This is a genomic window from Streptomyces sp. NPDC053750, assembly GCF_044544295.1.
In the GTDB taxonomy this organism is placed as follows: Bacteria; Actinomycetota; Actinomycetes; order Streptomycetales; family Streptomycetaceae; genus Streptomyces.
The window spans coordinates 505418-528358 of sequence record NZ_JBITXB010000003.1 but is presented as its reverse complement, the minus strand read 5'-3'; the positions used below and the strand labels follow the sequence as shown (position 1 = coordinate 528358).

The following is a 22941-nucleotide window of genomic DNA, read 5'->3' as shown; positions in this document are numbered from 1 at the left end:
GACGCCGGCGGCGCGCCATCCCGTCTGAGGATGGCCTGATCAGGCTCATCAGCACCCACTGGATCATCCGGATCTGCGAACGCCAGGCGTGCCCGTCCTGGCCGACCGCACCTACCAGGGCGCCAGCCCTTGGGGCACCACCGGGCGCAGACGGCCGCCCGGCGGGCAGTTGCCCCTCCACACGCGCAGCAGACGCCCCATCGAAAGCTGGCCTCCTCCCCTGGCACCCGTCGAACGGGGCATGGCACTGCTGAAGTTCTGGCGGAGCTTCCGAAGATCCCGGACCAACCACAACCGCATGGCGTCAGTCGCCAAGGCCGTCCTCACCCTGGAGAGGCAACGCTGAAGATGCTCATGAAAGGCGGCATCGTACGCGTCCTCTGCCAGGAGCCAACTGGCATCTGAATCAGCATCACCCGAACGAGGACCACACGCCTCGACCGGGCCCATCAGTACAACTACGCCGATAGGAAGGGTTCACGTAATCCCATGAAGGAGCAGTCTCCATGAGAATTCTGGGCACGGACGCCACAGATGATCAGCACCCTATTCCTGTCGCCTCGCGGCCAGTCAACGGCACTGCAAAGGACTCGGCCCGTAGCAAGCAACTGGATGCGGACGCCGCCCGGACCATTCTCCAACTGGAGCAGTACTACGCCGAGGCCAATGCCGCCGGACTCGGCCGCCCTGGACTGGACGCCTTTCACAATCTGATCGTCAGCCTCGGTGACGAAGCGGTCGACCCGAAGGTCGCAATCGCACACGTGGCCGAACTCCTGCGCAAGCAGGCCGAGAACAACGTCTACCTCCCCAGGCTCATACAGGAGTGCGAGCGTCTCGGCCTCCACCTCCAACTGACTGACGACCCGTCCCTGGATCTCGCTGAAATCAGGACCGTCGACGGCCGCCGCACCGTTGTCGCCCCGGCCGACGAGGTGACTGTGGCATTCGACGACGTCCACACGGTCGGCCGCTGCGTCACCTGCAGCGACGAGCTGGACGACACCGCACTTCTGTACTTCCCTGCCGATGCCCTCCTGAGCTTCCGCAGCGTCCAAGACATGACTGGCGCGGACGTCAAGGTCTGCCGCACGTGCGTCGAGGCGTCCGGTCTCCCACTCACCGCCGCCCAACGCGGCCCGGAGTGGACGCTTCACTGGGACTGTCCCCCGTGGTGCATCAACGACCACGCGGCGCCGTGCGGCGCAGAGTGGCACGGCGGCCTCCCTGTGCGGACCAATCTGCAAGGCGCTGCCATCGACTCCAGCGGGTATGAAGACCGGCTCCCGTGGCTCTCCGCGCAGGTCGTCATTAGCAACGACAAACCGCAGGCGTACGGTCGCCACACTCAGGTTTGGCTGGGCTACGGCGTCCACGTGGGCGAGCTGAGCCCGGCCGAGGCGCGTGGCGCGCTGGAGGAGATGCGAGACTTCGTCAACCGGCTGGAGCATGTGATCCAGCAAGCGGAGGAGCTCACGCGAGACGACTTCGTGGGCGACCCCGAGATCGCACGTCTGGACCGTGAGGCGGAGGACCGCCGGATCCAGGCGATCCGCAACTCGCCGGAGCATGCCGCTTAGAAGCCGTTGTCTTTCCGATAGTGGCGAGTGCATTTCCGCTGGTCAGGCATGGTGCTGGTGCCTCGGTGGCAGAGACGGGGCGTCGTGTCGTCTCTGCGGTGGAGGTGCCGGATGCCGTCGGTGATGGGGCTGCTGGAAGAGCGTGAGCGTGCTGCCCGGCAACGGGTGGAGGCCCTGCAGTCCGAGCTGCAAGAGGCGGAAGCCGCGTGGGAACGGTTCGTGATCGCCCGTCAGACGGTGGCCGAGGTCCTGGCAGAACCTCCTGCAGGCGAGAAGGCGCTCCTGGCCGAGCTGGCCGGTCACCGGCCTGCGCGGGTCACCAAGGCGGTGCCCGGATCGGTGGTTCCCGCCTGGAGGAAAGGGCTCGCTCTCGACTCGCTGGCGCCGGACTACCAGCGGCTCGTGGAGATCCTGGTCGATCGGGGCGGGGAGGCGATGGACTGCCGACAGCTCGCGGCGGCCCTGGGGCTGGAGGTGGTCGCGGCGAAAGTCGAGGGAGTTCGCTCGAAGGTGAAGCGCCTGGCCGCGCGGGGCTGGCTGGCCGAGGAACGCCCGGGAATGTTCAGCACGGTCGCCGGGCGAGCCGGCGGCTCATGACCATGCTCATCGACCACCGGATCATCGCCTCGGAGGTGTCGGCGCGGGTCTCGTAGTCGCGGGCCAGGCGGCGTGAGCGCATCAGCCACGCGAACGTCCGCTCGACCAGCCACCTCTTGGGCAGCACAGTGAAGCCGGTGGCGTCGTCGCCGCGTTTGACCACGGTCAACGCGATCTGCAGAACGTCGCGGGCGATGTCGACCAGGCGTCCGGTGTAGCCGCCGTCGGCCCACACCAGCGAGATGCGCCAGTGCCGCTGACGCAGCCGCTCCAGCAGCGTCCCGCCGGCCTCGCGGTCGGTGACGGATGCGGCGGTGACCAGCACCGTCAGCAGCAGCCCGAGGGTGTCCACGGCGATGTGCCGCTTGCGGCCGTTCACCTTCTTCCCGCCGTCGAAGCCCCGGCTTGCGGCCGGCACCGACGCCGCCGCCTTCACCGACTGGGCGTCGATGACGCCCGCGGTCGGCTCCGGATCGCGGCCCGACGCCTCGCGGATCCGATCCCGCAACCGGTCGTGGAGCTCGGCGACCAGGCCCTTGTCCCGCCAGCGCCGGAAGAACGCGTAGACGCGGTCCCAGGCGGGGAAGTCCGCCGGCATCGCCCTCCAGGTGATGCCACCCGCGACCAGGTAGCGCACCGCGTCGACCAGCTGGCGGTGGCAGTAGCCCTCCGGCTGCCCACCGCGGCCCTCCAGCCAGGAAGGCACGGGCATCGCGTCCCGCACGACGGCCCATTCCGCGTCCGTCATGTCCGAGGGGTATCTCGGACGCCTGTGCGGGTTGTTCCCGGCGTTCCCGAACCGGTGGGCGAGACAATCACACTCCCGAGCAGCCGAGTTGGAGCCGACTGGCGCGAGGGCGTACAACTGCGACAACAGGGCCTCCTGGCGCGTTCAAGGTCTCGACAACCCCGAGCTGCACCAGAGGCCCTGTCTTCATGCTCGGCATGCGGCAAGACCACCCGACCGAGTTCCCACCGTCGAACCCACGTCCATCAAGATCGGTACAACAACGGCTTCTTAGCCCAGGCCCTGAGACGACCCAGACACGGCGACCTCACCGCCGGCCCGCGGCCTGGGCCCAGCTTTGACCAAGCCAAGAGTCAGTCCATATCCAGTGCCGACCAGCCCGGAAGGGCGCTCTGCACAAGCACCGAGCCCCGGTCAGGAGGCCACCGGGGACTCACGAACGATCGAGGACACGTTACCCGGATCCCGTTGCGCAGTTCGCCTACGTCTGGCCAAGAAGCACTTGCCAAAATCCTTGGTTACGCCCTGCACCCCGCACACCGTTGGTATATGTGGATAAGAGCAGGGGGTGGCTGGCCGCTTCCGCCGCACCGGAGGTCGGACGTCTTGGATCGTGCGCCCATATGTCGCTTCTGTCACCAGATCGTGGTTCTCCGAAGCGGCATCATCGTTCCGCACTGGAGGGAGACGTACTCATCCTCCCTCTGTCCAGCGACCTACCGCTCATCCGCACACGTGCGCTGGTTGAGAGGCGCGGAATTGGAGCGCTATCAGGCCGAATCGGCGGCGAAGGCCAAGCGCAGCCAGAAACTTCGTGCCGTCCACGACACCGCCTCCCGCACTGCGAATTCCCATGATGACGACCCAGTGCCAGCGCCAGAGCTGCTCCCTATGCATGAAGGCCGACACTACGTGGCCGTGATGCTTCCCGGCTCGGGCCCGGCAGACGTGTGGCTCCCTGGAAAGAACCGAGGGGAGCAACGGCGGTTCATCGGCCGCTTCTTGCCGAGCACACACGGTCTCAAATGGAACGAAAGACGGGGGTGTTGGAGTGTGCCCACCCGTCACTTCCTCGAGCTGGCGCGGCATCTCCTTCGATACAACTCGGTGATCATGCTTGGGCGGGAGTTCAACCCGTTCGAGAGGTGCAACGGAGCCTGCCGTCACGCAGCAGGTCCCAACTGCCAGTGCTCATGCCGGGCGAAGTATCACGGTAGGGGGAAATGGAAAGCTGGCTGGATAGAAGTGAACGAGTTCGACACCCGTCACCGTGGGGCCGCCTGGCACTGGACCCTGTTTACCCGGAATGCCGGTAGGCGTTAGCGCCCCGACCACGTGCCACCGCCGAACTCAGCCACCGCTGGCGCCCCATGCAGCGCGTCACCAACACCATCGTTGGTCACATGATCGATCGGGCAAGTGCTCTCGTCAGGTCCGGCCGACGGGTGTGATCTCATTGCAGTGCGCCCAGTTGTCGAAAGCGGCGAGGGTTCGCGGCAGGAAGGCGCCGACGGTCATCATGTGGTCGGAGCCGGCCAGTTCGACGTAGGTGCCCCGCATTCCGTACTTCCGACTTGTGACCTTGCCGATCCGCGGCACTGTGCACTTGTCCTCGGAGCCCGTCACGACGAGGACGGGCGCGTTGACGGCGTCGAAGTCGACGCGTGCGGTACGGGCGGGATCGAAGAACCACAGGGACATCTGCCGGTACGCGGTGCCCGACTCGGCGCAGAGCGTGGCGTAGTACGACTCCTGGATGTCCTGTGGCGTTGTGTTGCAGATCAACGTCGTCCACGCCTTCCATGGCACTGGGTACATAGGCCGTCCCGCCAGCCACTGGGGCAGGTAGCGGGCCCACAGGCGGAACATCGTCGGGTACGCGTTCCACATGCCGGCGCTCGGCGCGGGACCGAGCAGAACCAGCCCGGCCGTGCGGACGCGCGCGGCAAGCAGTTGGGCGAGCAGCGCGCCGATGGAGTGCCCGACCACGATCGGGGGAGTGTCCATGGTCTTGACCAGTTCGGAGAGGTCGGCGACGTAGTCGAGGAGGCCGACCTTGCCGACCTTCCGGGCGTTGGTCCGGGCGTCGGACTTGTCCGGCGCGCCGTGATGGCGCAGAGTCGGCGCGTGCACGGTGTAGCCGCGCCGTTTGAGTTCGGTGGCGAAGTCGCCCCAGTTGTCACCGTTGCACCAGGTGCCGTGGACGAGGAGCACGTTGCGGGTCATGGCGAGGAGGGTAGGTCGGGCCTGGACGCCGTTCTTGACATTTCGAGACACCGCCGGGCAGCGTCGTGGCCATGAGCGGTGTGGTGCGTGCGGCAGCCCTTCACGGCTATGTCGACCTCGTGCGGAGGCTCGGCGCGGACCCGGCCCGTCTCCTATGCCGTCACGGGCTGGGCCTGCACGATCTGACCGAGCCCGACCACCCGATCCCCCTCGGCGCCGTGGCCGGGCTCCTCGCCGACACTGCCGCGACCACGGACTGCCCGGACTTCGGGCTGCGCCTCGTCGACGAACAGCCGCCGGAGGTGCTGGGCCTGCTGGCCGTGGTGCTGATGAACAGTCCGACGATCGGCAGGGCGATCAGCGACGCCTCCCGCTACCTGTTTCTCCACAGCCCGAGCTACGAGGTGGTCCTCGACCGTACGAGTCCGATGTTCGCCGGGTGCGCGAGCCTGCGGTTCGAGGCCCGCCTCAACGTGGGCACACCCGTGCGCCAACTGCTCGACGGATGCCTGGGAAGCACGTGGCGGCTGGCGCGGGCCCTCACTCAGGACCGGCTGCGCCCTGTCGCCGTCACCCTGCCGCACACCCCGCTCGCCGGCTCTGACGCCTACCGACGGTTTTTCAGTGCACCGGTCCACTTCGGCCAGCCCTACGCCGGACTCCATTTCCCCGCCGGCGGCCTCGACCTGGACCTCGCACCAACGGCACCGGCACTGCGCCAGGCAGCCCTCGAACACATCGCGACCCGCGTCGCCCCGCACACCGCCCCTCTGTCGGACCGGGTCGCCCACATCCTCGTCGTCACGATGGGCGCCCATCGCGGCACCAAAGGCGAGATCGCCTCCCTCCTCGTACTCCACCCGCGGACCCTGCAACGCCGGCTACTCGATGAGGGAACCACCTTCGAGGCCATTCGCGACGACGTCTACAAACGGGCAGCGAGCCGGTTCCTGGGCGAGACCAACCTCCCTCTCACCCAGGTCGCCGCCGCCCTCGGCTACTCCGAACAGTCCGCGCTGACCCGCGCCTGCCGCCGCTGGTTCTCAACTACTCCCAAACAGCTCCGCCAAGGCTCAGAAACGGCTCAGCCGAACACATGACTCTGGCGCACCCTCTTCGGCGGTTCGGACATGAGGGATCCGACAAGAGCCGACCAGGAACAGCCGCGGCCCTTGTTGCACGTCGAGCCACCGGCCTTGCGGCCGGTGGCGGGCTGCCAGCAAGGGATAGACGGAATCCTGCGCCAGGCGCGGAGCGACATGCACCGGCACAGCCTGCCAAGCGCTTCGGGCCATGGACGGTCCCGACGGTGGTCGGCCAGCGGATCCTGGAACGCGTGCCGCACCTACTCGCGCAGACGCGGCATCCCGCACTCGGATGATCGACCGGACACGTCCTAGCTGGCGATGGTGGAACGGGCCCGGTGGCTGGTGATGTTGCCGCGGACATCTGCGGTGGAGACGCCGGCCTTGCGGAAGAGCATCGGGATGATCGTCTCGTTGATGTAGTGCTTGGAGACCCGGTGGGCACGGAAAGCGAACAGAAAGTTCACGCGCTCGTTGATCTCCGGGTCGAGGATCACGGCCTGGGCTAGGCAGACCGCCTGCCAAGGCTCGATCGCCTGCCCCAGAAGTGGGTCGACCGGCTTGGTGAACGCGGGGCCGGTCTTGTGGGTGGGGGTCGGTCGCTGACCTGTGCCGCATCGGGCGAGGCGCGGCGCACGGCTTCGGCGTAGGTGGCGGAGCTGTCCCGGCACACGATCCGGGGCGTTCACAAGTCGGTCCGATCAGGCAAGACTCAGCGGCTTGGAGATCGTTCCCCGTCGACTCACCGACCGTGCGCCGCCTCTACAACAGGCCCTGCGCGACTGGATGTGCTCGAAGGCATCGATGGTGGACTGAAAACCGGCCCCGGTTGTACGCGAAACCGACGAACCGGACCGATCCTCATCACACAAGGGTCCCTGCCGCCGTCAGGTGAGTGAGGAGGTGGGGGGGGGGGGGCGGGGCCCCCCCCCCCCCCCCCCCCCCCCCCCCCGGGGCCCCCGCCGGGGGGGGGGGGGGGGGGGGGGGCGCCCCCCCCCCCCCCCACCTCCTCACTCACCAGTCCGAAGCCGCCCCTTCCTTACCCGGTCACCTTCGCTCGCGCGTAGATTTCCTCAGGTTTCGGGGATTCCACAGGATTCGCCAGGAGCAGTTCACCGGAGGGATCCCGGTAATAGTAGTTGAGTCCTGAGCTCCCCAGGGACCCACACTGTCCTTCCTTGAAGGTCAGGGAAACCCACTTACTGCCCCCTGCGGGAACAGTGTCCACCCCCCAGGAGAACTCACACACTTCCTTGGTTTCGGATTCCTTCACCAGCGAGTTCAGCTGGAGTTGCACCCCGGCGGAAAGAGTACCCGTCCCATCCTTCTCGAAGTCGATCCAATCCCCTCCGGGATTTGTCCACAGGCCGACGATCTGACTTTCCTTGGGAACGGGCTGCTCTTCCTCACTTCCACACCCCGACACACCGACGGCAAGGACTGTGGAGACGGCGACGGCGAAGAGAAGCCGCCGACTTCTCCTAGTACGGCACATAGATTTCCTCGATCCAGTGGATCTTCACGGTGATGTCCTTCTGGCCGTCGGGCCAGATCTGCTTGGCGACGTCTGAGCCCGCCTTCATGGCCGGGTTGGAGCTTCCGTTCTTGTACCCATCGTCCGAGAGGCTGCGCGTGGCCGAGGCCACCGACATGGTGTTGGACACCGTCACGTCCACTCGGCCAACCAGCGCGCCGTTGTCCCACTCCGAGTCGGTCCTGGGTGGTTCACACGCGACGCCCAGCAGTTGGTAGTCGAGGTTGTAGGAACCGAGAGCCATGCTCGCGGGGCTGGCGCCGTAGATTCCCTCGGTGAGGAACCCAGTGAGGTCTGTGAGGCCCTCCCAGATCTTCTCACCATCGCTGCGCTCCGCGTGGGACTTATCGAACGACTCCTTGCCCGTGTGGTAAACGCCGTCCTTGATCATGCCCTGCATCTTGCGGATGAAGGACCGGAAGTGGTCCTCCGTGCGCAGTTGGCGGACGAACTCACCGTCCGGCGGAAGCGTAACCTCGGATGGTCCCCCCTTCGCCCACAGCATGACCAGTTCCTGGGCGGAGAGGTCCATGGCCTCGCCCTTCTTGCCCGCCTTGCGCTCCGGCTCGGGGTTCGGTCCCTTCTTGAAGGTCGGCTTCTTGAACACCGCGACGTCGACCGAGGTCGTCCGGCCGGCGCGGGTGGTCACCGACGCGCTGATATACGTGCTGGACGTGCCAGGAACCTTGGTCGTGTAGGTCTTCGTGGAATGGTAGACCCACGTGCCGTTCGGGCCCATCGTCATGTAGTCCCGGTACGTGCCGCCCTTGCCGTCGCTGCATCCGCGCTCGCAGTCCGTGATGGGCCGCAGGCCGGTGGGGTCGGCCTTGGTGACGGGGGTGTTGTTGGCGTAGGCATAGCCGTTCATGGACTCGTGGTCCTCGGGGACCAGCACCGGGTCGACCGAGAGGAACCGTCCCGTGGAGGGGTCGTACTCACGGGCACCGACGTGGATCAGTCCGGTCCCGGAGTCGACAGGTTTGCCAAGGAAGCCCTTGTCGTCGGGCCACACCGAGGGTGTCGCGCCGCGGGTCTCGCCGAAAGGCTTGGTGTAGCGACGGGTGACGGCCTGGGTGGTGGCGTCGATGGCCAGCGAGGCAGTGCCATGGTGGTCGTCGACCATCCAGGCCAGGCTGGTCTCCGTGCGCACGGCGGTGACGTCACCGGCCGCGTAGTAGCGCTGGGCGGTGAACTTGTTGGCAGCCGTGTCGTAGTGGAGCTCCTGACCGGCCAGGTAGAGGACGGTTTTGCCGGGGCCGCGGCGGATCAGGAGATCGCCGTTTGCGTCGTAAAGGTAGTCGGTGGTCTTCGTGCCCTCCGTGAGGCGAACCAGCTCTCCCTCGATGTCCCAGGTGAGGCTCTGCGCGACACCAGTGGTGCCGTACCGCTTGGTGGTGTTGCCCTGCTCGTCGTATGTCAGTGGCTTGGCCGTGCCGCCATTGACCGCTAGCGAGGTCAGGGTGTGCGGCTGGCCGCCGCCGTTGGCGTTGACGACCGGGTAGCCGTACACCGTCGTGGTATTACCGGTGGCCTTGTGCTCGACCTGGGTGTTGCGCAGACCGCCGGGCTTGTAGGTCCAGCTTGTCCAATACGGGGCCGGGCCGCCGAGCGCGGTCGCCGAGCGGGCGGTGGCGCAGTCGTTGGACGACGGGGTCCAGGCCTCGGTCAGGCGACGGTACCCGTCGTAGGCGAAGCACTGGGTGTCCTTGCCCTTGGCGTTGTCCGTGACCGACTTGACGTTGCCGGTGGCGTCGTAGACGTAGTCGACGTCGCTGGTGTAGCCGGCGTTGGTCTGGTCGACCGTGTGCATGTTGGACAGGCGGCGGGTGCCGTCCTCGTAGCGATTGAGGATCTGAAGCTGCTTGGCACTGGTTGACGTGCCGAGGCGGGTTTCCTCGATCTCACCGTACGGGGAGTACCCGATGTTCTGGACGTAGTCGGTCATGCCGTCGGTGCCTGTGAGCATGCCGAGGCCGTTGTAGCTGTTGGTGACCGTCTCGGCGGGCAGGCCGGCCACCGCGGGCATCGACGTGGACTGCACGGTGCCGTCGATGTTGTAGACGGTGGAGGTGGTGAAGGTCTGTGGCGCCCCGGCGGCGACCAGCGGGTCGCTGGCGGCGATGACTGTCTTGGTGCCCTTGGGGCGGCCGAGGCTGTCGTAGCCGGTGACGACCTGGGAGTAGATTTTGCCAGCGGTGCCGCCGACGTACCGGATTGCCGCGGTCACCTGACCCTTGGCTAGGGAGTCATAGGTGAACTTGGTGAGCTGGTGGGCGTTGTCCTTCACTCCGTCCCAGGTGCCGATCTTGCGGCCGAGCTCGTCGTAGTCGGTGACCAGTGTGCGGCTGACCTGCTCCAGGGTCGTGGTGGTGGTCACCGGCTGGTCGGCGTCGTTGAAGGTGGTGGTGACGGTGCCCTTGTCCGGGTCGGTGGACCTGGTCTTGCGGCCGCGCAGGTCGTAGCCGTACGACCAGACGGCATTGTCCGGCCCCGTCATTTTCGTCAGTCGGCCGGAGGGGTCGTGCTCGAAGAGGGTGCGAGTGTAGTCCGTGCCGGTCGGGACGGGGCCGCCGTACTCACGGCGCTCGACGATCCGGCCGCGGGCGTCGGTGATGCTTAGGGTGCCTGTGCCGCCTGCGGCGGCGGTGACGGCGGTGCGGTCGCCCTGGTACTCGGTCTTGGTGCGCCACTTCTCCTGGTCGTAGACCCGGAAGATGGACTCGGTGGCGCGGCCAGCGGCGTCGTAGACCGTCTCGGTGGAGGCGGGGACGGAGCCGGGGTAGGTGTTGGCCAGGGTGCCCGAGGGAGCGAGGTTGTCGTGAACCTGCTCGTTGGCGGTGTACGCCAGGCCCCGGTCGTCGTAGAGCGTTTCTGAGATCACCCGGCCGCCGTTCGGCGCGGGCACCTGCTTCTGACGGGACCTCAGAAGGCTGTCGAAGATCTCGTACGAGCTGTTGTACGTCTTTCCGTCGGCTGCCAGGGCGTCGGTGCGTACCCAGGTCTCCTTGTCGTTGTTGATGCTGTACGCGTAGACGATCGTCGCGGCGTCACCGAGCGAGCGGGAACGATCCGGCTTCCAGACCGAGCGAAGTCGGCCGAGCGCGTCCAGTGACCACTCGGTGACGTTGCCGTTGGCGTCGGTGGTCTTGGTGGCCGTGCCCCAGGCCGGGTCCACCTCTGTAGTGGAGCTGTAGGCCTTCGGATCAGTGCTGGTCTTGGACGTCAGCGGGCCGTAGCCGGTGTCGTCGGGTACGTAGGTGGTCTTGACCGTGCGGTTCAGGGCGTTGGTCTCAGTGAGCGGGCGGCCCAGCTTGTCGTACGTGGCCCCGGAGACCTTCTGGTAGACGGGGGTCTTGTCCACAGCGTTGTGGCTCGCAACCCGGTACGTGGCGGTAATGTCGCCCTTGGTGGGCGCTACCCCGAGTGCCTGGCTGTCGTAGGCCGTGGTGGCGTCGGAGACGACGTCGTCGGGGACCGACGGGATGGTCGTGCAGGGGACGGAGTAGACCTCGACGCGGCTGACCATGTTCACCAGCCAGTCCCTCGTGTTGCGTGCGTAGCTCGTCCGCGTGCACGTCTCGTCGCCGGTCTTGGCGGCGTCTCCGCTGTCCTCAACGGTCATCGGCATGCCGTACGTGGTGTCATAGGTGGTCTTCTGCTTGACCGTGCGGGTGCCGGTGGACGTCTTGGTCCGGGTGGTGGTCTCGCCGGGCTGCACGATCCAGGAGTCGGTGGTACCCCAGTTGTAGGTGTGGCTGCCGGTCTTGTGGGACCAAGGGGTGTTGATGGTGCCGCTCACCTCGTCGGTGCCGTTGTAGACGATGGTCTCGCGAACGAAGCCGGCGTACTGGCGGGAGTCGTCGATGGCAGTACCGGAGGAGTCAGTGACCTTCTCCACCCGCGCGGTTCCGTCGAGTTCCTTTTCGCCGTTCAGGCCGCGCATGTAGAGGGTGGACTTCTTGGAGCGTGGCCCCTCGGAGTCGCCGGAGGTCTCCACGACCTTGCCATAACCGCGCCACTGCGACCAGGTACGGTTGGACGGTTTGGTCAGGCCCTCGTCGTCGGCATATGCCCAGCCGGCGCCACCCTGGTAGTCGTAGTACTTCTCTCCGGTGTCTCCGTGCCCGTAGGGGTCCTCCTGGAAGACGGATGTAACCACGTACTTGTGGAACCAGTCGGTGACCGGGGCTGCACCGGACTGTGACCACTTGACAGGGAAACAGCGGCGGGTGTTCTTGTCGACCGAGCCGGGCATGCTGGAGCCCCAGATGCAGTCCGGATCGGAGTAGTTGACGGTGGTGGTCGAGCCTGTCTCGGACTTGATCGTGCGTACCCGCCACTTGATGTAGCGGAGGTTGTCCGGGCCGCTGCCTTCGACGTGGTTGGGCGTCTGGATACCGCCGAAGACGATGGCCGGCAGGGCGGCCGCCGTGGAGTTGGCCTTGCCGGTGTTCTGAATCGACTTCAGCCACAGGCTCGGCGAGGAGGCGTCGCCGGTGTCGGGGAAGTTCTGTTCCAGGTGCCAGGTGTCGACGTCGCGCCGGGTGGTGCCGGTGCCGGTCCACACGGAGGTGGTGATGTCGGTGAGGCGCTTGCGGGTGAAGAACGCCGGTCCGATCTGGGTGGTGCACTTGGTGTTGGCCGCGCAGATCATGTCGAAGGGCACGTCGGGCCAGTTGGCCTTGGTGTCCTTCGTCAGACTGCCGCAGCCTCCCGAGGTGACGCAGCGCTCGGCGTAGGTGAAGCGAACCTGCTGTGCGGCGGGCTTGGTGTAGATGAGGTCGCTGCGCTGGCCGTAGTCGATGCGGTCGAGGTGCCCGCCGCGGGTGTAGATGGTTCCGTTGACGGCGGTATCAGCATTTTTGGAGTAGTAGTTGTACTCCCGGGTATACCAGTAGGTGGACGCGTTGTCGTGGGTGTCCACGACATAGTCGAGGTTCCAGCGCCATGCCTGGTTACAGGAGGAGTCGGCGAAGCCGGTGGACTTGTAGCAGGGCTCACCAGTGTCGTCGCCGAAGACGGGGACGGTCCACACGGAGTTGGTGCCCGGATCGTCGTCGGTAGTGCCGGTCGTACCCTTGTCGCTCCAGCCCGGCATGCGGTGCTTGCCGAAGAAGTACTGGGTGCCTGATGCGTCCGTGACCTTCCAATACTCCGTGTTGTTGTCGCCGTTGCCAGTGGCGCCGGTCAGGTGCTCGACGCGGGTGCCGTCCTCGTTCTTCACCTTCCACGAGCCGCCGGAAGCCTCGGACAGGGCCGCCGTGTCGCAGGCAGCCTTGTCGGCGCAGGTGTTGACCAGCTCGACGGCCTTGCCGTTGAGGACCAGGGTGGCGTTGGCGTACTTCCAGCACAGGTCGCCCTTGCCCGCCTGGCCGTCGTCCTTGCAGGATGCGTACTTGCGCTCGATGTAGGACTCGGTGAGCGAGAAGCCCTCACCGACCACGGAGGTCTGGTTGTTCTCTCCAGCCGTGCGGCCGTCCACCGAGGCCGAGTTGTAGGAGATGGACAGGTTGGGAGCCGGCCCGGCCGTGGCCGGCGGTACGCGCAGTGGGTAGTTCCAGGTGAAGTCGCCCGTGCTGCCGCCGGCCTCCCAGGTGGCGGTCGGGGAGAGCGGAGTGGCGCTGTAGTCGCCTCCGCCTCCTGAGATATCGGCGGCAGCCGCCAGCAGCAACGGGGTGCCGGCTGCCAGGGTGCGGGCTGAAAGGGTGCCGGTCAGGGACTGGGACGCGGTGTCATTGTCCGCACCCTCTACGGGGCTCTGGGTGCGGCAGGACTTCTTTTCCGGAGTGGTCAGCGCACACGCAGGCAGTGTCACCAGGCGCAGTCGCGGGCCGAAGTTGCCGCCGTAGACGTCTTTGAAGGTGGAGTAGTCAAGGGAGACTCGGAGCTTGTCGGTGTCGTCGGTGGACGTCTTCGCGGTGCCGGCCGGGTCGACGGTCAGCAGGACGCCGTTGACGCCCGCCTTCTCTGCGGCCTCCTGCGGGTGGACGTTGAGGGACACCTTCTCAGCCGGGCCGGTGGCCTTCGCACCGGGCAGGCTCTTCGGAGTCCTGGTCTTCGGCGCCCCGGCTGCCGGGGCAGCGGGTTCCTGGGCCAGCTTGATGCCGAGCCCGCCGATGGTGAGCCCGGCTGCACCCGTGGCAGCGACCTCGGTAGTGGCCTTCCCTGCCTTGGGCCAGACGGCCTTCTCGAGCCGTGCACGCGTGTCGCGGGAAGCTGGAGCGGCCTTGTCCTTGGGGGCCTTGGACGTACCCGGCTTGAGTACGCCTACCTTGTCGATCTTCGCTTCGGGCCGGTCCTCCAGCTTCTTACGGGCCTCGGACTGGGCGTGTGCGGTGAAGTCGTAACCCGACGGGATAACGACTTGGGGCAGGAGGGCGAGAGTGGCGACGAGTGCGCCACGGCCGAGCCAGTGGCGTATGACCGCCTCTGGCCAACGTCTGCGGGATGGTGATGAAGACACGGTGATGTCCCGGTTCTCAGGAATGGGCAGGAAGCACTCGGATGACGGTGTCGGCATCCAAGGACGCTGAACGCAGTTGTGCGTCCGCACACGTGCGGATGAGCGCGACACGGGGCAGGGCGGTTAGGGAAACCCGCCCTGCCCCGTGTCGCTTCTACTGCTGCTCGGTGTTGTACCGGTTGGCGATCATGTCGGTTGAGGTGGCTCCGGCCCAGACGCGGACGCTGTCGATCTTCCCGGGGAAGTAGCGTGCGGCAGCACCGTTGATCTTCGCCCGCCCTATCTCGAACGCCCCGGCCCCCTGCCAGGGCGTCGAGAACGACATGCCGCCCTCGTCACCCATCAGGGCGCTGTCGACGTAGAGCTTGAGCGCACCCAGCTTCGAGGTGTCATCGGGATCAGCCGCAGCTTGGGCGTCGTAGACAACGGTCAGCATGACCGGGACACCCAGCTGAGCTGTGGTGAAAGCGTTGGACGAACTCTGGGTCCAGGCGGCTCCGGTGCCGTCCTTGTCGGGCCGACCGAAGGTCCACCGCCCCTGGGTGCTGCCAGCGGGCTGCTCATACCAGACGCCCCAGGAGGACTGGCTCGTCCCTGACTGGCCGAACACCTGGACCGCGTAGGCCTTGGTGGTGTCGGCGAGCTTGGCGGGGTCCAGTGTCAGCCATGCGGTCGCGGTGAACGATCCGGAGTCGTCCACGACCGGCCCGGTGGCGGTGGCGTACGCGCTGGTGCCGTTGAGGGTCATCGTCTGTGTGGTCGTGACCTCTTCGCCGATCTCCGGGTCGCCGGTGGTGAACTGGGTGAGCGCGGCACCGTTGAGGGTGAGGTCGCGGCCGAAGCCGCTGGTGTCCTTGACGGTGGTGCCGGTCGCATTGGCCATGTCCGTGGCGTCCCACTTGGCGACGAGCGCCGGGACCGGGTCGCCGGCGGTGCCGTCGCTCAGGTCCTCGTCCTCCAGCCATGCTTCATGGGTGATCTCCGTGTCCGCGAGCGCTCGGGACCAGACCTTCACTTCGTCGATGCTTCCGGCGAAGTTCTCCGCCCCGGTCGTCCGGTACCAGAGCCGTCCGACCTGCAGGCTGCCGGATGCCTTCCATGGGGTACCCGTGAAGGGCACCGGGTTGCCCTGCGGGACGCCGTTGACGAAGAGCTGGATGGTGTTCGCGGCCGCGTTGTAGACGCCGGCCAGGTGAGTCCAGGCGTTCAAAACCGGAGGCTTAGTGCCGTACGAACGGATGATCACAGGGTCGACGACGTCCGTCTGGTGACGGTTGAAGATCCAGGCGTTGGAGTAGGTGGAGTAGTAGAGCTGGAACCCGGAGGCGTTCGTTCCCGCCTGGGACAGGACGGTGTAGTTGACGTCCTTCTTCTCCAGGCGTGCCCAGGCCGAGACGGTGAAGGACTTGGTGGTGTCCAGGACCGCACCGGAGGTGGAGAGGTAGGCGCTCGTGCCGTTGAACCTCGCCGCACCAATGCCGCTGCGTGCCCGGGCGTCCCAGGATGCCCCCGAGGAGGTCAGCGGGTGCTGGGTGGCGGTGGTGGAGTCGGTGAGCGTGTTGTCCAGGTGCCAGCTACCCGAAGGCGTCTCGGCACCCTTAACCAGGAAGCTGTAGTAGCCGGTGAGGGAGCTGTGTCCTGCAGCGTCGTAGCCCCAGACCTGGATGGTGTTCTCACCGGCCTGGTTCGGCGTGATCGTCTGGGTGGTCGCCGTTCCCTTGGCCACGCTGATCGGGGCGGAGACCGCGCCACTGTTCAGCTTCCACTTGTAGCTGACGACGTCCGACTGGATGCCGGCCGTGTTGGGGTTGGTGTCCGCGGGGGTGAAGGTGAATTTGCCTGCGGTGCCCACGCCGCCTGCGGCCGGGTCGGTCTCGGCCGGCTTGTAGAGGCCGTCCGCGCTGGTCACCAGAGGAGACGGCGGTGAATCGGTGTCGACCCGGAAGTAGCACCAGGACGACCAGGCCGAGTCCAGTACGCCGGTGGCACCCCGGTCCGTCTTGTAATACGCCTGTGTCTTGACCCGCATCCGGTAGTCGGTTTGAGCGGCCAATGTGCTGGTTGTTGCGTCACGGACCGCGTTGTCGGCCACCCACGCAGCGTTCGGGGAGGCTGCATACCAGGCACGGCTGGAGCCGTCGGCCTTCCACACTTCGAACATGGCGCGCAACTGGGCGTTGGAGCCGTCGACCGACTGCACCGTGGCCAGCATCTTCGGTGTCGTGTCACTGGTGGCAAAAGGCAGCGTGGAGGCATTGCAGGCCCTGCCGGTGGTGCCCTGCTGGACACCGTAGGGGGTCGGTGCGCTCGGATAGGAGATGTAGCTGACCGACAGCTTCGCGTCGTTGCGGAAACGAGCCCAGGAGGCGGCGTTGGACTCGTCGTGCGCGGTGAGCGAGAAGGTGATCTGCGCGGCCTTCTTCGCTGCATGCGACGCGAGGGTCGTCGTCAGGTTCTCGTTCGTCTCCTCACCTGTGTTGTCGCTGAAGCGCACCCAGTTCGCGGGCTGCGACGGGCTGCACAGGTCACCCCGGCCATTGGACACCTGCCGGTCGCCCATCAGGTCGTCTGCTGCAGGCCGCGACGACCAGGTCGTGCTGGAGGTGATGCCCGTAGTGACGTGACTCAGGTCGTACCAGCGCGGATCACACGTGAACGTCCACACCTGGTACACCTCGAACGTCGCGTCCAGGATCTTCTTGCCGTGGATCGACGACAGCGGGTACTCGAAGTACATGCGCTGGGTGTAGGGCGTGCTGGAGCAGAGGTAGCCGCCGTAGTTGGAACAGCGGCCCACCCCCTTGTCCCCCTTGAACTCCCAGAACTTGTCACCGTCCGACGACAGCGCCGTCCAGTCACCCAGCGTGATGCCCTTGGTCGGCGGGTCGATGTAGAGCGGGAAGACAGTGTCCTCACCTTGGAGCAGGGCCGGATCGGGCCGGATCTCCAGAGCCGTGTCGGTGACCTTGAGCGGGAGCTGGGCCGATGCGTCCCCGCTGCCGGGAGCCTCGGAGGGGGCAGGCTCGCCCTGGGCCTCGGGGAGCGGAACGCCGGCCGGCTCCGGCTCATCCTCCGCCGAAGCAGCCGTTCGCATCAGCTGTGGGCCGGCGCCTGGCGTAGCGGCAGCTGGGGTGTCGCCGGCCGAGTCCCACATCCGCCCCGCCGGGCTCTCGAAGACCGGGGTGCCGTCTCCGTCGCGTGCGACGAACCCGCCGTTGGCCGTCGGGGCGATGTCCAGACCGCTGGCTGAGACAGCCATCTTGATGGTCGCGAGCTCCGGAGCCTTCGCCACCGCGGCGTCAGGGGCACCGACGAGGGCCTGTTCCGCCATCTCTCGTCCGTCGGGAAGCACGAAGGGGCCGGCCTCCGCAGCAATGGTGAGGGGATACTCGAAGACCGCATGGGCGAAGTCCACGCTGGCGTAGCGCAGCCGCATCTCGGCCGTGGACAACCAGCGGGTCCGTCGGCACTCCAGACGGCGCGCGGCGAACGAGAGGGTCGCTGGCCCGTTGAACACCGCCCCGGACAATCCCACCCGTCCAGCGCACACCAGCGGCCCTAGGCTGACCCATTGCTCGAATACCGCCGACTCGAACCGGGCGTCGCGCTGGAAAGTTACTGATTCAAACTGGGCGTCACGCAGGAAGGTTGCCCTCCTGAACACGGCGTCGTCCTGAAAGGTTGCTGACCCGAATTGGGCGATGCTCTCGAACGTTGCCATTCTGAAATCGGCGCCGCCTCGGAAGGTGGCTGACCCGAACCGGGCGCCGCCATGGAAGGTCGCCTCCACGAACTCGGCGCCGTCATGGAAGGTCGCTGAGCCGAACTCGGTGCCGCCATGAAACGTCGCCCACGTGAACTCGGCGTCATGGAAGGTCGCCGACCTGAAGTCGGCGCCGCCATTGAAGGTCGCGGAACGGAACTGGGCGACCTCCTGAAAGGTTGCTGTACCGAACTGGGCGACCCCCTGGAAGGTTGCTGACTCGAACGCGGCGTCGCCCTCGAAGATCGCCGACCTGAACTTGGCGGTGCCGAGGCGTGCGTGGCCGGTGGCGGGGTCACGGAGGGCGTCGAGAAGCGAGTCGAGAAGGGGTTCGGTGAAGGGGGTGCCGCGGTGGTCGATGTCGGTGCCGGGGGTCAGGCCTGCCAGGTAGGCGTCGCGGTCGGCGACGGCCAGGTGGGCGAGGCACGCGGTGTTGCCGGGGACGTGGATGCCGCAGCAGCCGATCGGGTCCGCCGGCGTTCTGCCCTGGCCGCAGTGTGGCCACGCTGGTGACTCGGAACTTGTCGACGGCTCACTCATGCCCCACAGCGATACCGCATCTTCCCCTGAAGCTCAGTGAGTTGGTGAAGCCCGTTGAACCACATCGCCTACGCGACCACTGCCCTGCAACAAGGCTTCACGATCTTCCCGTGCAATCCGGCAGGGACCAGGTGCCCGCAGTCCGGCGCCGTCATCGACAAGCAGCCGCACCTCGTGCAGCCCGACAAGCCCTACCAGACCCGGCGGGGGGGGAGTGGGCCACCCGCGACATGGACCGCGTCATCGCGGCCTGGACACACTCACCCGCCGCCAACCCGGCCATCGCCTGCGCGCCGTCCGGCCTGCTGGTCGTCGACTGCGACATCGCCAAGGACGAATACGCGCTGCGCGAAATGCGCCAGCGGTACAGCGGCGACTGGGACGAACTCAACAACACCTACCGGGTGCAGACCGGCTCATTCGGGCTGCACGTCTACTACCGGTGGCCGGCCGGGCTGAAAGCCTCGCAGGCCTCGCCGGTGAAAGGGCTCCTTGACGTACGCGGCAACGGCGGCGAACAAAGCGGCTACGTCCTCGCGGCCGGCGCGGTCACCTCGAAAGGCCGGTACATCGCAGAGAACGCGGCACCCGTCCGCAACGCCCCGGCCCTGGCTGGTCGAACTGTGCCGCGAGAAACCCGCTCCGCCCCGGCCGCTGTTCGCGCAGCCCGGACGCGGCGGCACCATTTCCGGCCTCATCGACACGGTGCGCAACGCCCCCGACGGCGACCTGAATTCGACACTGTTCCGGGCGGCCCGCGCCGCATGCTCCGACGGCATTCCCATAGACGACGCCATCGACCAGTTGGGCGCCGCATACACGGACAGCAACGGGCGCGGCGGGCAACGGCAAGCCGAGTCCACCATCACGTCGGCTTACCGAAACCAGCAGAGGAAGGAAAGGATATGAGAAGACCTGAAGTTCCCCCCTGAGCATGGACCGCGGGTGGTTACGTTGCGGGGGTGAGAGCTTGTGCCGTCAGGGCCCGGGTTTCGACCGGGGTGACGTCTCCGTAGACGGGGTGTTTCCGCAGGCAGGTGCGGTTGTACTCGACCTCGATGAAGTGGAAGACATCGGCACGGGCCTAGTCGTGGGACTCCCAGACAGTGGTCCCGATCTTTGCCTTCAGGAGGCCGAAGAAGCTCTCAGCTGCGGCGTTATCGCAGCAGGAGCCCGTTCTACCCACACTCTGCCGGATCCCCAACTCCTCTATAGCGGAGCGGTATTCACATGAGGTGTATTCCGCTCCGCGGTCCGAGTGTGTGATGCAGCCCTCCCTCAGGGCGCCCCGGCCGGCGGCCATTTTTAGGAGTGCATCAACCAACCCACTGCGGCACGATCCTGTCGACGATCGGCGTGCGGTCCCCGGGGAAGCGAGCGGGGCTGATCGTCAGCGACGTCAAGACGCATCCCAGAAGCATGCGCCGATCCATGAGCGTCGACTCCGCCCACGCGTCCGCGAGTGCCTCGCCGTCCGCGAAGAAGACCGAGAGATCTGCCTCCCGCGCGAGCTCGCCGGCTTCGAGGTCAAGGGCTTCGATTGCCGCCGACTGCTCGGCCGCCAGCGTCTTGAACCGGTCTTCGGACAGCGTTCCTTCGACGTAGAAGTCGTGCTCCAGTTTGTCTCGGCGTGCCTTCGCCGCGTCGAGGCCCGCCATGACCTCCTTGCGACGGGCTTCCCTCTCCACGTCGTGGAGGACCGCCCAGCGTCGGACAATGGCGTCGAGGCCGGGGGACCCGTGTTCGAGGGCCGAGACGTGGCTCAGCCACATCGCCTCGACCGCCGCGTCCATGCGCTCTGCTCGAACCACCACGCCGGGGCACGCGTCCTTGCCGTGCACCGATCGGGTGCGCACCGGTACATGCGACCGCGGTCGCCGCCGCTGCCGGTCATGCCCTTCTTGCAGTATGGGCAGGAGAAGATCCCGCCGAGGAACGTGGTGTGCGGACGTTTTCCCCGCGAGCCCCCACCCATCTTGGTGACCCGAGCTTCGATCAGCGCGAGAATCCGGAGCCGCTCCCCCGGACTGACGACACCACCGCCGATCACTACCGGGTTGCCTTCGCCATCCCGCGCAGGTTCGGACGAGGGTACCCAGACGTCGAGGGGCTGACCGTGTTCGTCGTGCAGCCAGTCCTTGGTGGGCAGCAGGCCGGCCCACGCCGTCGAGCGCACCATGCGTGTGATCGCGCGCGCGTCCCAGCGGGCACCGTCCCGTGTCCTGATGCCGTCCCGTTCCAGATCGTGGGCCACGCGCATCGCGGATTTCCCGGTCAGCAGCTCGTCCGCGATACGACGGGCGTGCGGGTACTCGGTCGGGTCCGGTTCGATGCGTCCCGATCCCCTGGGGGAGCGGACGCCGTACGGGGTGCGCCCACCCGGCCACCGTCCGGCGGTGCGTGCCGCGTTCTTTCCGGTCGTCACCCGAAGGGTGAGGTCCTTGATCTCCTCGCGGGCGCGCTCGGCCAGGATCGCGAAGACGATGCGGGCGCCCGGCTGGCTGGAGTCCAGGCTCTCCTGGAGCACGAAGAGCCGCGCCCGGCGGCGGTCGAATTCGTCCAGGGCCGTACCGATGGCAGCCATGCCTCGTCGGTCGAAGCGGTCCGTCTTCCACACGGCGAGCGTCTTGATCTCACCGGCCATCACAGCGGCCATCGCGCCTTCGAGCTTCTCTCGCCGTACGTGCTGCTTGGAGGCGCTCCGCTGCTCCAGCCAGACCTTACGGACGATGAGTCCTTGCCGGTCCATTTCACGTCGCAGGTCGCGAGCATGCTGCTTGAGGGTCTCGACCGTCTCCCTCTTCTTGCTGCGGCGGAGGTAGAGGTCGACAAGGTCCTCCGGTCCCTTCCCCGCCAGTTCCTCGGGGGAACCGTCCCGGAACTCCTCTGCCACTTTCTTCGCCATAATGCCCTCCTACATCACGAATCCGGCCGCTCCAAACGGCATCCGTGCAGGTGAGGGCTGCTGTGTACTTCTAGGCGCTCTCCCAGGCGAGCGCGAGGAACCGCTCGATGCGGGCGAGGTCGAGCTCGACGGCGAGGGAGACGGCGACGACGGCGTGGTCGACGTTGGCCGCGAGGATCTGCCCCTCGGACCGCTTGGAGGGGGTGGAGCGCACGAAGGCGGTACGGCGCGGCAGACACGACCGTACGTAGCGCGGGTTGCCGTACGGTTCGACGGCGACCCAGTCGCCGGTGCAGACCACGCGCAGGGGGTCGTGCGGGGTGACGAACGCGGTGTCGGCCCGCACGACGCCGTCGGCGGTGACGACATCGCACTGCCCGCGGTCGACCCGGACCACGCGGCCGGGCAGGAGACCCTGCTCGGCGAAGGAGGCGAACTCGGTTTCCCAGCCCTCGTCCCAGCCGTAGGCGGCGAGGACCTGCTGAGCGCCGGAAAGGGAAGGCGTGTGGGATGAAGCGTTGAACAAGGGGGGACCCTTCGAAGGGTGGCCCCGGCGGCGCGCTCCGCGCGCAAGTCGAGTGGTGTCAGCCGGAGACCACAGGGGTGGGAACGATGAACTCCTGAATGCGGGCCGTGCCCGTCACCGTGACCGTCATCAACGTCCTCACCTCCTGCTTCTTCTCAGCAAACCGACACCGCCCCTCCCCTCGGGAACGGCCGAGCAGCACCCTAGCCCCGCCCCGGGGGGGACCACCGATTAAGGCCCGGCGTTCTCGGACCCGTCAGGCCTTGCTCCCCGCAGGGGAGCCGAGCGGCGGGTGCTCGAGCACGCGGGGCTTGTACTCGACCAGCTGGATACGGCCGTCGAAGGTCCGGTGCTCGATCATCTCCAGGGCGACGTCCGGATAGCCGTCGTAGATGCGCTCCTCGCCCGTGGCCCCGGTGATCACCGGGAACATCACGACCCGGAAGCGGTCGACGAGTCCGGCTCGCAGCAGGGACCGGCACAGACTGAGGCTGCCGATCGTGCTGAGGAGCCCCGAGCCACTCGCCTTCAGGGCGCGGACCGCCTCGACGGCGTCGTCGCGGACGAGCGTGCAGTTGGCCCACGTCAGTGGCTCCTCGAGTGAGGAGGAGAACACCACCTTGGACGCCTGCGTGAGCTCGTCGACGGACGCCTCCTCCTCGGGCCTGAACTCGTCCTGGCCACTCGGGACCTCGCCCGCGGCGAAGCCCGACATCAGGCGGTAGGCGTTCGCTCCCATCAGGTAGGTGGCCTCGGGCTGCTTGCCGAGCCATGCGAGGTACTCCGGGCCCTCGAGGCCCCAGAACCCGGGCCAGCCCTCTCCCGACGCGTGGCCGTCGAGGGAGGTGATGAAGTCGACGAGAAGCTCCGACATGGCGGTGTCCCTTCCTGGGTGTCACGAGCTTGGACCGGCCGGGTGCCGCAAACTCATCGGCCGCGCGGCATCCGATCCCGTGGGCTTCGACTCGGAAGGG

Annotated in this window: 13 protein-coding genes and 2 pseudogenes; 5 read left to right on the top strand and 10 right to left on the bottom strand. The window is 67.0% G+C overall.

The features are described from left to right. Window positions 1-53 precede the first annotated feature (53 nt). The 3 genes and pseudogenes from ACIGO6_RS11735 to ACIGO6_RS11725 all read left to right on the top strand — a co-directional run. Window positions 54-346, top strand: a pseudogene (locus ACIGO6_RS11735) (IS5/IS1182 family transposase); the annotation flags it as partial. Between the two features lie 160 nt (window positions 347-506). Continuing rightward, window positions 507-1580, top strand: coding sequence for a DUF6907 domain-containing protein (locus ACIGO6_RS11730; RefSeq protein WP_399874579.1), 1074 nt, complete (start codon window positions 507-509; stop codon window positions 1578-1580). 111 nt (window positions 1581-1691) lie between these two features. Then, complete coding sequence (locus tag ACIGO6_RS11725; RefSeq protein ID WP_399874578.1) at window positions 1692-2177, top strand: hypothetical protein; 486 nt, start codon at window positions 1692-1694, stop codon at window positions 2175-2177. On the opposite strand, the gene ACIGO6_RS11720 is transcribed toward ACIGO6_RS11725, so the two are convergent. Both ACIGO6_RS11720 and ACIGO6_RS11715 read right to left on the bottom strand, forming a co-directional pair. Beyond that, on the bottom strand, window positions 2143-2925 hold the full coding sequence (locus ACIGO6_RS11720) for an IS5 family transposase (RefSeq protein WP_399874576.1): 783 nt from the start codon (window positions 2923-2925) through the stop codon (window positions 2143-2145). The genes ACIGO6_RS11725 and ACIGO6_RS11720 overlap by 35 nt on opposite strands. A 1428-nt stretch (window positions 2926-4353) precedes the next feature. After that, window positions 4354-5151 carry an alpha/beta hydrolase gene (locus tag ACIGO6_RS11715; RefSeq protein WP_399874575.1) on the bottom strand — a complete coding sequence of 266 codons (798 nt, stop codon included), beginning with the start codon at window positions 5149-5151 and terminating at the stop codon, window positions 4354-4356. Between the two features lie 71 nt (window positions 5152-5222). Between ACIGO6_RS11715 and ACIGO6_RS11710 the strand changes: the two genes are divergently transcribed. Next, window positions 5223-6251, top strand: a complete 1029-nt coding sequence (locus ACIGO6_RS11710) for an AraC family transcriptional regulator (RefSeq protein WP_399874573.1) — start codon at window positions 5223-5225, stop codon at window positions 6249-6251. A gap of 296 nt (window positions 6252-6547) precedes the next feature. On the opposite strand, the gene ACIGO6_RS11705 is transcribed toward ACIGO6_RS11710, so the two are convergent. The 3 genes from ACIGO6_RS11705 to ACIGO6_RS11695 form a co-directional block, all read right to left on the bottom strand. After that, window positions 6548-6703: a hypothetical protein gene (locus tag ACIGO6_RS11705; protein WP_399874572.1), complete on the bottom strand. Its 156-nt coding sequence runs from the start codon at window positions 6701-6703 to the stop codon at window positions 6548-6550. 1014 nt (window positions 6704-7717) lie between these two features. Beyond that, window positions 7718-14191, bottom strand: coding sequence for an RHS repeat domain-containing protein (locus tag ACIGO6_RS11700; protein ID WP_399874897.1), 6474 nt, complete (start codon window positions 14189-14191; stop codon window positions 7718-7720). A 196-nt stretch (window positions 14192-14387) separates the two neighbouring features. Beyond that, entirely contained in the window at window positions 14388-18536 is a 4149-nt protein-coding gene (locus ACIGO6_RS11695) for a LamG-like jellyroll fold domain-containing protein (RefSeq protein WP_399874570.1), read from the bottom strand. Here ACIGO6_RS11695 and ACIGO6_RS11690 point away from each other — a divergent pair. After that, complete coding sequence (locus tag ACIGO6_RS11690; RefSeq protein WP_399874568.1) at window positions 18494-19468, top strand: bifunctional DNA primase/polymerase; 975 nt, start codon at window positions 18494-18496, stop codon at window positions 19466-19468. The genes ACIGO6_RS11695 and ACIGO6_RS11690 overlap by 43 nt on opposite strands. 152 nt (window positions 19469-19620) lie before the next feature. Here ACIGO6_RS11690 and ACIGO6_RS11685 read toward each other — a convergent pair whose 3' ends face one another. From ACIGO6_RS11685 to ACIGO6_RS11665, 5 genes and pseudogenes are all read right to left on the bottom strand, one after another. Next, window positions 19621-19839, bottom strand: a complete 219-nt coding sequence (locus ACIGO6_RS11685) for a hypothetical protein (RefSeq protein WP_399874567.1) — start codon at window positions 19837-19839, stop codon at window positions 19621-19623. Between the two features lie 13 nt (window positions 19840-19852). Continuing rightward, window positions 19853-20329, bottom strand: a complete 477-nt coding sequence (locus tag ACIGO6_RS11680; protein WP_399874565.1) for a hypothetical protein — start codon at window positions 20327-20329, stop codon at window positions 19853-19855. After that, window positions 20299-21441: a recombinase family protein gene (locus ACIGO6_RS11675; protein WP_399874564.1), complete on the bottom strand. Its 1143-nt coding sequence runs from the start codon at window positions 21439-21441 to the stop codon at window positions 20299-20301. The genes ACIGO6_RS11680 and ACIGO6_RS11675 overlap by 31 nt, the downstream gene beginning before the upstream one ends. A 76-nt stretch (window positions 21442-21517) precedes the next feature. Beyond that, a pseudogene (gene rsgA, locus ACIGO6_RS11670) lies at window positions 21518-21967 on the bottom strand (GTPase RsgA); the annotation flags it as partial. 256 nt (window positions 21968-22223) lie between these two features. Further along, window positions 22224-22841, bottom strand: a complete 618-nt coding sequence (locus tag ACIGO6_RS11665) for a dihydrofolate reductase family protein (RefSeq protein ID WP_399874562.1) — start codon at window positions 22839-22841, stop codon at window positions 22224-22226. Between the last annotated feature and the right edge of the window lie 100 nt (window positions 22842-22941).

What these genes read in the sequence shown, in the direction of transcription:
- ACIGO6_RS11730 (WP_399874579.1), top strand. Translation starts at nt 507, where the DNA reads ATGAGAATTCTGGGCACGGACGCCACAGATGATCAGCACCCTATTCCT.
- ACIGO6_RS11725 (WP_399874578.1), top strand. Translation starts at nt 1,692, where the DNA reads ATGCCGTCGGTGATGGGGCTGCTGGAAGAGCGTGAGCGTGCTGCCCGG.
- ACIGO6_RS11720 (WP_399874576.1), bottom strand. Translation starts at nt 2,925, where the DNA reads ATGACGGACGCGGAATGGGCCGTCGTGCGGGACGCGATGCCCGTGCCT.
- ACIGO6_RS11715 (WP_399874575.1), bottom strand. Translation starts at nt 5,151, where the DNA reads ATGACCCGCAACGTGCTCCTCGTCCACGGCACCTGGTGCAACGGTGAC.
- ACIGO6_RS11710 (WP_399874573.1), top strand. Translation starts at nt 5,223, where the DNA reads ATGAGCGGTGTGGTGCGTGCGGCAGCCCTTCACGGCTATGTCGACCTC.
- ACIGO6_RS11695 (WP_399874570.1), bottom strand. Translation starts at nt 18,536, where the DNA reads ATGAGTGAGCCGTCGACAAGTTCCGAGTCACCAGCGTGGCCACACTGC.
- ACIGO6_RS11685 (WP_399874567.1), bottom strand. Translation starts at nt 19,839, where the DNA reads ATGGCCGCCGGCCGGGGCGCCCTGAGGGAGGGCTGCATCACACACTCG.
- ACIGO6_RS11680 (WP_399874565.1), bottom strand. Translation starts at nt 20,329, where the DNA reads ATGGACGCGGCGGTCGAGGCGATGTGGCTGAGCCACGTCTCGGCCCTC.
- ACIGO6_RS11675 (WP_399874564.1), bottom strand. Translation starts at nt 21,441, where the DNA reads ATGGCGAAGAAAGTGGCAGAGGAGTTCCGGGACGGTTCCCCCGAGGAA.
- ACIGO6_RS11665 (WP_399874562.1), bottom strand. Translation starts at nt 22,841, where the DNA reads ATGTCGGAGCTTCTCGTCGACTTCATCACCTCCCTCGACGGCCACGCG.